General features: G+C 33.9%; 2 protein-coding genes. Both read left to right on the plus strand.

The features are described from left to right. Positions 1–463: 463 nt before the first annotated feature. The gene (locus A2255_01150; protein ID OGI23563.1) at positions 464–1,258 is read left to right on the plus strand and encodes an electron transfer flavoprotein subunit beta; all 795 of its coding nucleotides are present in this window, start codon (positions 464–466) and stop codon (positions 1,256–1,258) included. Between the two features lie 15 nt (positions 1,259–1,273). After that, positions 1,274–2,314 (plus strand): electron transfer flavoprotein subunit alpha, encoded by a 1,041-nt coding sequence (locus A2255_01155; protein OGI23564.1) that lies wholly within the window; start codon positions 1,274–1,276, stop codon positions 2,312–2,314. Positions 2,315–2,655: the final 341 nt, after the last annotated feature.

Here is a 2,655-nt window from a genome sequence, read left to right on the forward strand (position 1 = left end):
CTTATGAAGAGTTATATGCATTTATATTTACCTATTTTGTTAGTTTCAATTTTACATTCGTCCTTAGTTATTTATACTATCAATGTTTTTGACTAATTTAATCCAGATTATAGTCAGGAGTTTTCCAAAAAAATTATAGAGGAGATAAACAATGTAAAGCTGATAGATATCTATCAGCTTATTTTTTTTTGTTGATTTTCTTAAAAGAGTTCTAAGATTTAAGATATGCTTGGATATTATAGAAATAAAAAGGAATTAGCCTGTATTTGCTATAAATTTATGTTTAGTATAATATTAATTGGGCAAAGATATGTAGATGAGTGTTTATTAGATTTTACAATATAATTGCCTTATAGGTGTCAAGTTAGAGTCGAATTTATTGGATTCTTGGCATTTATGTTTAAAAAGTAGGTAAGAAAAGTAGATTAATAAATATTTTATTAGAGAGAGGTAAAGTTTATCAATGAAAATTGTAGTATGTGTAAAGCAAGTACCTGATACTGCTGACATTAAATGGACTGAAAACAATACTATGATTAGAGATGGTGTTGAAAGTATTTTAAACCCTTTTGATGAATATGCGGTGGAAACAGCTATCAGAATTAAAGAAGCTCATCCAGATAGCACAATAACAGTACTTACAATGGGACCTCCGCAAGCTAAAGATGCTCTTAAAAGATGTATTGCTATGGGAGCCGATGAAGCTATATTAGTTACAGATAAAAAGTTTGCCGGTGCTGATACACAGGCAACCAGCCGTACTGTAGCAAAAGCTATTAAAGAAAAAGGTGGTAACTTCGACTTAATTATTTGTGGACAATTTGCTATTGATGGTGATACTGCTCAAACAGGTCCAAGTATTGCTGAGCATCTATGTTTACCACAAGTAACATATGTAAAAGAAGTTGAACATTCAGGTGGAAATACCATAGTTGCTAAACGTGAAGTCGAGGAAGGTATTCAAAAAGTTGAAATGCAGCTTCCAGGCTTAGTTTGTATGGTAAAATGTGATTATGAACCAAGAATGCCTTCTATTAAAGGCGTTATGAAAGCTAATAAAACTCAGATTTCAGAAGTTAGCATGGAAGGGCTTGGCCTTGATCCTTCAGAAGTTGGTATCAAAGGTTCACCAACTTTTGTATCCAGAGCATTCAGGCCAGAGACAAGAAATGCTGGAGAAATATTAAATGCAGCTAATGCAAAAGAGGCTGCTGACGTATTAATTGAAAAACTTAAAAATGATAAAGTTCTTGTATAATTAGGAGAAAGTTAAATGAGCGAAATAGATTTATCATTATATAAAGGCATATGTGTTCTTGCAGAAAGAACTTTGGATAACAAGCTTGCTGGCGTTACTTTAGAATTGGTAGGTGCAGCAAAAGAGTTATCAAAACAGCTTAGCGGTGAAGAAGTTAATGTTCTTTTACTTGCTGGTAATGATGATGTTAGTCCGATGATAGATGAAATATCAGCAGCAGGGGCTAATAAAGTTTATCTAATTCAGAATGATGGTTTGAAAGATTATTCTACTGACATCTATGCAGCTGTTGTATGCAATGTAATTAAAGATAAGAAACCTTCAATAATGCTTATCGGTGCTACAACAACAGGGAGAGACTTGGCTCCAAGAATTTCTTCAAGATTAAATACAGGTCTTACCGCTGATTGTACCGAATTAGCTATTAATGAAAAAGGTCTTTTAGCTGCAATCAGACCTACTTTTGGTGGCAGCTTAATGGCTACAATTCTTTGTCCAAATTCAAGACCTCAAATGGCTACAGTAAGGCCAAAAGTATTGCCAAAGCCAGAACCAGATCATTCAAATACTGCACAGGTTGAAAAGCTTGAGTATGACGTAGATGCTTCAATTGCTAGAACAAGAGTTCTTGAATTTATTTCTTCTTGCGGTACTAGCTCTTGCTTAAGAATTGATGAAGCTGATATCATCGTTGCTGGTGGTAGAGGTATGAAAAATGCTGAAGGTTTCAAAGTTCTTGAAGAATTAGCTCAGGTTTTAGGTGGTGCAGTTGGTGCAAGTCGTGCAGCAGTTGATGCTGGTTGGAGACAGCACTGTGATCAAGTAGGTCAAACTGGTAAAACGGTCAATCCTAAGTTATATATAGCATGTGCTATTTCAGGTGCTATTCAGCATTTGGCTGGTATGAATTCAAGTGATATTATTGTTGCAATAAATAAGGATCCAGAAGCTCCTATATTCCAGGTTGCTACTTACGGCATTGTAGGTGATGTATTTGAAGTAGTACCTGCTTTATTAGAAGCTATTAAATGTGGCCAATTAACAGCTTGTCGCTAATTAAAAACTTAAAAAAGAAAAATCCCAACGTCTGGGATTTTTGAGGATAGAATTTAAAATACGGAGTTTATAGAGGAGTTTCCAATTATTTAAAATAAGGTAATAATAAAAATTGCTAGTTTGTAACGTAATATTAAGAAGATTTTTAAAATTTTGGGTAATATCCATTACCTAATTTAAGTCCTTACTGGAATGATCGTTAACTTGAGAACGTGGTTTAGCTAATACCTAACGATAGTGGTATTACTGGAATGATTGATGATTTGGGAATGTGGCTTAGCCACTCAGTTTACGTTGGAGCACTACTGAATTTTTTAATTTTAAACTTATTTTGGTAAGAG

The sequence above is a fragment of the Candidatus Melainabacteria bacterium RIFOXYA2_FULL_32_9 genome, assembly GCA_001784615.1.
GTDB lineage: Bacteria > Cyanobacteriota > Vampirovibrionia > Gastranaerophilales > UBA9579 > UBA9579.

Bases quoted from the DNA above. Each gene is read 5' to 3' on its own strand.
- A2255_01150 (OGI23563.1), top strand. From the start codon at position 464: ATGAAAATTGTAGTATGTGTAAAGCAAGTACCTGATACTGCTGACATT.
- A2255_01155 (OGI23564.1), top strand. From the start codon at position 1,274: ATGAGCGAAATAGATTTATCATTATATAAAGGCATATGTGTTCTTGCA.